5 protein-coding genes are annotated in these 5,182 nt (G+C 32.3%); all 5 read left to right on the top strand.

Going from position 1 to position 5,182, the window contains the following annotated elements; translation table 11 throughout:
- Nucleotides 1-1,567, top strand: a 1,567-nt coding sequence (locus tag N4A35_11465; GenBank protein ID MCT4582030.1) for a hypothetical protein, incomplete at its 5' end; no start/stop codon positions are given.
- A gap of 228 nt (nt 1,568-1,795) precedes the next feature.
- Nucleotides 1,796-2,365, top strand: coding sequence for a hypothetical protein (locus N4A35_11460; GenBank protein MCT4582029.1), 570 nt, complete (start codon nt 1,796-1,798; stop codon nt 2,363-2,365).
- A 238-nt stretch (nt 2,366-2,603) separates the two neighbouring features.
- Nucleotides 2,604-3,344, top strand: coding sequence for a DUF1990 domain-containing protein (locus N4A35_11455; GenBank protein MCT4582028.1), 741 nt, complete (start codon nt 2,604-2,606; stop codon nt 3,342-3,344).
- A gap of 647 nt (nt 3,345-3,991) precedes the next feature.
- On the top strand, nt 3,992-4,555 hold the full coding sequence (locus N4A35_11450) for an IS1 family transposase (protein MCT4582027.1): 564 nt from the start codon (nt 3,992-3,994) through the stop codon (nt 4,553-4,555).
- A 45-nt stretch (nt 4,556-4,600) separates the two neighbouring features.
- On the top strand, nt 4,601-5,182 hold a 582-nt coding region (locus N4A35_11445; GenBank protein MCT4582026.1), incomplete at its 3' end, for a hypothetical protein.

Here is a 5,182-nt window from a genome sequence, read left to right as displayed (position 1 = left end):
ACAAACCATTTCCGACCGAAAATTAAGACCAACCAGTCTCACCAGTACCAGTTTAATAACCAGTGGAAGCATGGCCACACAAAGTGGAGTCACCTATGGCATCAATTATATCGAGAGAAATGCTACAGGCAGCACATGGGGTGGAGCGGGATGCTCATCTAATGCCACAATCAGTGGAGACGGTTATGTAGAATTTGAAGCCAAAACCCAAACTGCCAATGTGATGATGGGACTATCCTTTACCAGTCCCAACCACCATTACAACACCATAGACTATGCCCTATACTACATCACAGGCGATCGTCTGGTAGTCTATGAAAGCGGAAGCCTTAAAATGACCACTACCGTAACAGAGGGAGACCTTTGTCGAGTCATGCGAGTTGGTAATAAAATCCGTTACTATCGAAACAGCGAACTCTTAAGAGAAGTAGAAGAAACCAACCCAGCCAATATGATGGCAGATTTTACATTCTACCAATCAGGAGCACGGATTTATAATCCAAAAATAGTAGATGTAGCTTACCAACATGGAGCACAGTATATTGCTGATGTTAAGTCGTATTCGGATTTCTATAGTTTTGGAATGTTAAAACCTGGGCGACATGGGGGAGAGAGTTATCGTTACAATTTCCAAGGTCAAGAAAGCGATGACGAGGTTAAAGGGAAGGGGAATTCTGTAAATTATAAATACAGGATGCATGACCCTAGGTTAGGTAGGTTCTTTGCTACTGACCCGTTAGAATCTAAATATCCACACAATAGTCCTTTTGCTTTTAGTGAAAATATGGTTATCCATATGATAGAGCTAGAGGGGTTAGAAAGTGCTAGAGGGTATTTTAATTATAGTGTAGATAAATTTTTTGGAGTAAATAGAAATCACCATAATCCTAAAGGTCAGGAAGCTTTAAATGTTCTACCTAATACTTTTAGTGCTTGGCAAAGATATGAGAAAGCTCATACTGCAAATTTATCAAATCAACCTGGTAAGCTACATATATTCTTAGGAGGCATGACCTTAGTGTGTATTGGAGGACCTGTAGCAGTTGATGTCCTTCCAGAGGTTGCAGCAACAGTCACAGAGGGAGCTTCTGCTCTTGCCCCAACATCAGCTGGAGTAACTGTTAATCAATCTATTTGGTCTCAGTATGGAAGAGCTATGGCTCAAAATGTCATTATTTCTTATGAGATAAACTTGATCTCAAATTTATTTGCTGAAGACCCCAAATCAGTTCAAAGCATCTTTTTGGAAACAGATGTTGTTGATGTGCTTAGTGGAGGTTTTGGAAAAACTATAGGTCCATTAATCGCTGCTGGTGTAGATGTTAAGTTAAATGGTGAAACGGTTACCTTAATTGATGATAAATCATTAAAAGATGTAGCTATAGATTTAGGGTTAGATGTTGTTGGGTTAAAAACTGCTGAAATTTTAGAAAAAATAAATGTTAAAGTTGAAAATACAAACTTCAATTGGAGTAAACTATTTAAACTAGGTGATGAAGCCATTGAAACTGTTACAACAGTTGAAAAAAATGAATTAAAAAAGGTCACCGAAGAAGAGAAGAAATAGATATGAAGATTAAAGATGAAATAACTTATTTTATTTTTGGGTTCTTACTTTTTTTAAAGTTTGTAACAGCAATCATTTTACTAATGACAATTGGAAGGATTTATCATATCTTGACTAATCCTCTTATTTCATGGTCTGTGCTAAATAAACTAATTCCAAGTTTATTTGGCTTGATTATATTAATTATTTTGTTTGAGTTTATTTATAAAAAAATGAAGAAATGAAGAAATGAAGAAATTATTTGGATTATTAACTATTTCAGTAGTATTATTTAGTTGTCAAAATAAAAACATTGATAATAGTGACGTTTGTCAATGTATAAAAAACACAGAAAAAGATAATGAAAACATTACTTCTATTATAGAAAAATGTGCTATATCAAATAATGATACACTTGTTTCATATCTGTATAATAGCTGTCCTGAATTTTGGGAATTAACAAACAAAATAAATTTTTCACCTTATACTTCAAAAATGAAGTTAATAGATGGAACTGAGCAAAAAAGTTTAATAATAGGTGATTTTAAGCAGTTGTATCCTGAAGATATAGGTGTTAGATATAAATTAGATAGCACACATTTAACAATCATTGAAAATGGTGATGTGAGTGAAAAATTCTTATTAAAATGGAAATCAAATACTAGTTATGATGCTAAATTGACATATACAAAGAAAGAGGACATAAGGAAAATAGGGGACTTAATCAGTGTTGAATTATTAGGTCAACATTTCGACACTTTGTTTTTTTTAAGCAAAGAGAATGATATAAAAACAATTTATTTATCTGTTCCCTTATAATGTTAGTCTAATATCAACCACCAACCCAGTCTAGTTAAAACGTTAACAGACCAAGCGTTCTTTGAAAGCTTTTGTAGCAGAGCAACTAAAACCCTAAGAAGTTAGTTTAAAAAAGACCTGACCTCAGAAAAAACCATTAAAAAAGGTTATTGGAGATTATTACCGTTATGGCTTCCAAGGACAGGAGAGCGATGATGAAATCAAAGGAAAGGGGAACAGTACAAATTATAAATACAGAATGTCTGCCCCAAGATTAGGAAGATTTTTTGCGGTTGATCCTTTAGCAATAGAATTTCCATGGAATAGTCCGTATGCTTTTAGTGAAAATAGAGTTGTTGACGGTGTTGAGTTGGAAGGGTTAGAGTGGGAGAATTTTATGTCTAAGTTTTATGCTCCTGGTAGCTTAAAGATTAAACGACCTACTAGTCTTGGTCAATCACAACATTTTGGAGTAACTATAAAAAATCCAACAACTACTTTTCAGGATATGAAGAACACTTTTAAAAGTACCCCTGAAAAGTATTTGACTAATTCTAAGGCTACGTTTAATTCTCCAGTTGATAAAGAAGGTAATTCCTCGTCTTTTGTAAAGGGTAGCTATATTTTTATTGAGATTAATTTATTATTGAATAATGGGTATGTTAAAGTTGAAGAAATAAAAGAAGAAGATTCTTATATCTCTGCTAAATTTGTGACATTAGAAGGACATGTTGAAAAAGGGGAAATTGAATTTGAATTATATGAAACTACAGATGGTAACATTCACTTTAACATAAGTAGTATATCAGAAGTAGATCAAATGGCAGCAAAATTATTTGAAAGTACGGCTAGAAGTGAGCAAACTAAGTCTTGGCAAGAAGTTTTAGACAATATTGTTGAAGAAAGTGGAGGTGAAGAAGTAGAAAGAAAACGGTTATCAAAAAAGGAACTAAAGAATAAAATATGTTGTATGTATATGTGCTTATATTACCCTTGGTAATACTAATATTGTTTTTTTTAATAAAAAAAGGTAAACTAATAGTTTTTCATGATTATATAGTTTTTCTTCTGAAATACTGTGGGTTATTATTGGTTTATATTTTATTGTTAAACTATTTGTATCATGAACAAAATTTAGAAACGGGTTATTCAACAATAACTTTAACAATAATATTAATACCTATTTCTTTTATTTCTTTGTTAATTCATATTTTACTTTTAATAAAAAAATCTGGGTAATTGGTAGTGTAACATCACCATAAAACTGTAACTTTGAAAAGTTAAAGTGTTGTAAATAAGTTCTTTGAAAAAAATAGTAATAGTCTTTCTCAAGTAGTATTAATAACTATTTCTTGAAGAAAGTTTCTTAAAAAGCTTTAAAATAAGTTTTTTTAACCTTGTGTAACTAAATGTATGGGGTTTTCATTTGGAACAGCCTGTCTTATAAGACTTTTCAAGGGATTTGACTTTGTATGGAATTATTGAAATTATTTAAGGATGAATTGTAAAAAATGTGACGCTAAATGTCACAAACATGGCAAAGTAAGAGGAAAACAGCGTTGGAAATGTAATCGTTGTGGAGTTACCCAGTTTAGAATATATAAGCGTAACATTTTTACAAAAGATCGAAAAATAGTAATTCAATGATTGACTTGTGAAAACGTTGGAATTCGTGGTATAGGTCGTTTAATAGGTTTAAGCCCTACTCATATTGTACGGTGTATAAAAGACATGGCTTTGACTATAAGAAAACCAGAATATTATGAATATGGCCAGGAGTATGAATTAGATGAATTATGGTCGTATTCAGAACAAAAAAGTAACCAGCAATGGGTAGTTTGGGCGATTAATCGAAAATCACGAGAGGTAATTGATTTTGCTATAGGTCCACGTACCAAACAGACTGTGAATAAATTAGTAGATAAATTGAAGAAACTAGAACCCAAAAGTATTAGGACTGATAAATGGACTGGATATAGTAGTTTATTTTCTGATATCCCTGAAGGAATACATAAAAGAGGAAGAAGAATTACAAACAGAATAGAACGTCAAGGAGCTACAGTAAGAAACTCGATTAAAAGATTGAATAGAAAAACATTGAGTTTTTCCAAGTCTAAAAAAATGTTAGAAGCAATATTGTTAATTTATTTTGATGAATGTAATTGGCGCCCATATAGAAGCCAAATTATATTAAAATCAAGTATTTTTTAGCATTACCATTTTGCTAAATAAGAAAACTTATCCCAATAAAAAAAAGTGACTGAAAATGCTTACCTTAGTGAGGTAAACTTCTTAGTGGAAATCGATAATAACACAACCTTGACTACAAACAACCTCTATAACGGAAACATCACAACATTAAAACGTTACGATGAAAATGGAGTGTTGTTCGATGATTTTACTTATCATTATATCAACGATATAGATGCTCCAAATTCTCCAACCAACCGTTTAGGATATGTAGGAGATGTGGTGAGTTCAACAACAAAAGATTATGATATTGATAACCAAAACACAGGTAACTATTCTTACAATGCAATAGGACAATTAACGAGTGATGTAGCTGAAGGAATTACCGAAGTCAAATGGAATAATCAAGGGAAAGTAACAGAGATTATCCAATCGGATGATCATCCTGATACAGAGTTCCGTTATGGACCAATGGGGAATCGTGTAGTAAAAGTTGTAAAGCCGAAAAATAACGGTTTATTAAGCTATCAAAAAGATTGGAAGTATACATACTACACTAGAGATGCTCAAGGTAATGTAATGGCTGTATATAAAAGAGACGAGCTTGAAGCTTTAAACCAATATAACGACGATTATTATGACCGTTTT

The organism is Flavobacteriales bacterium, assembly GCA_025210295.1.
Taxonomy (GTDB): Bacteria; Bacteroidota; Bacteroidia; order Flavobacteriales_D; family Parvicellaceae; genus S010-51.
This window is presented reverse-complemented; position numbering and strand designations above follow the sequence as displayed.

Excerpts from the sequence above, each read along its gene's own strand:
- N4A35_11460 (MCT4582029.1), top strand. The coding sequence starts at position 1,796 with ATGAAGAAATTATTTGGATTATTAACTATTTCAGTAGTATTATTTAGT.
- N4A35_11455 (MCT4582028.1), top strand. The coding sequence starts at position 2,604 with ATGTCTGCCCCAAGATTAGGAAGATTTTTTGCGGTTGATCCTTTAGCA.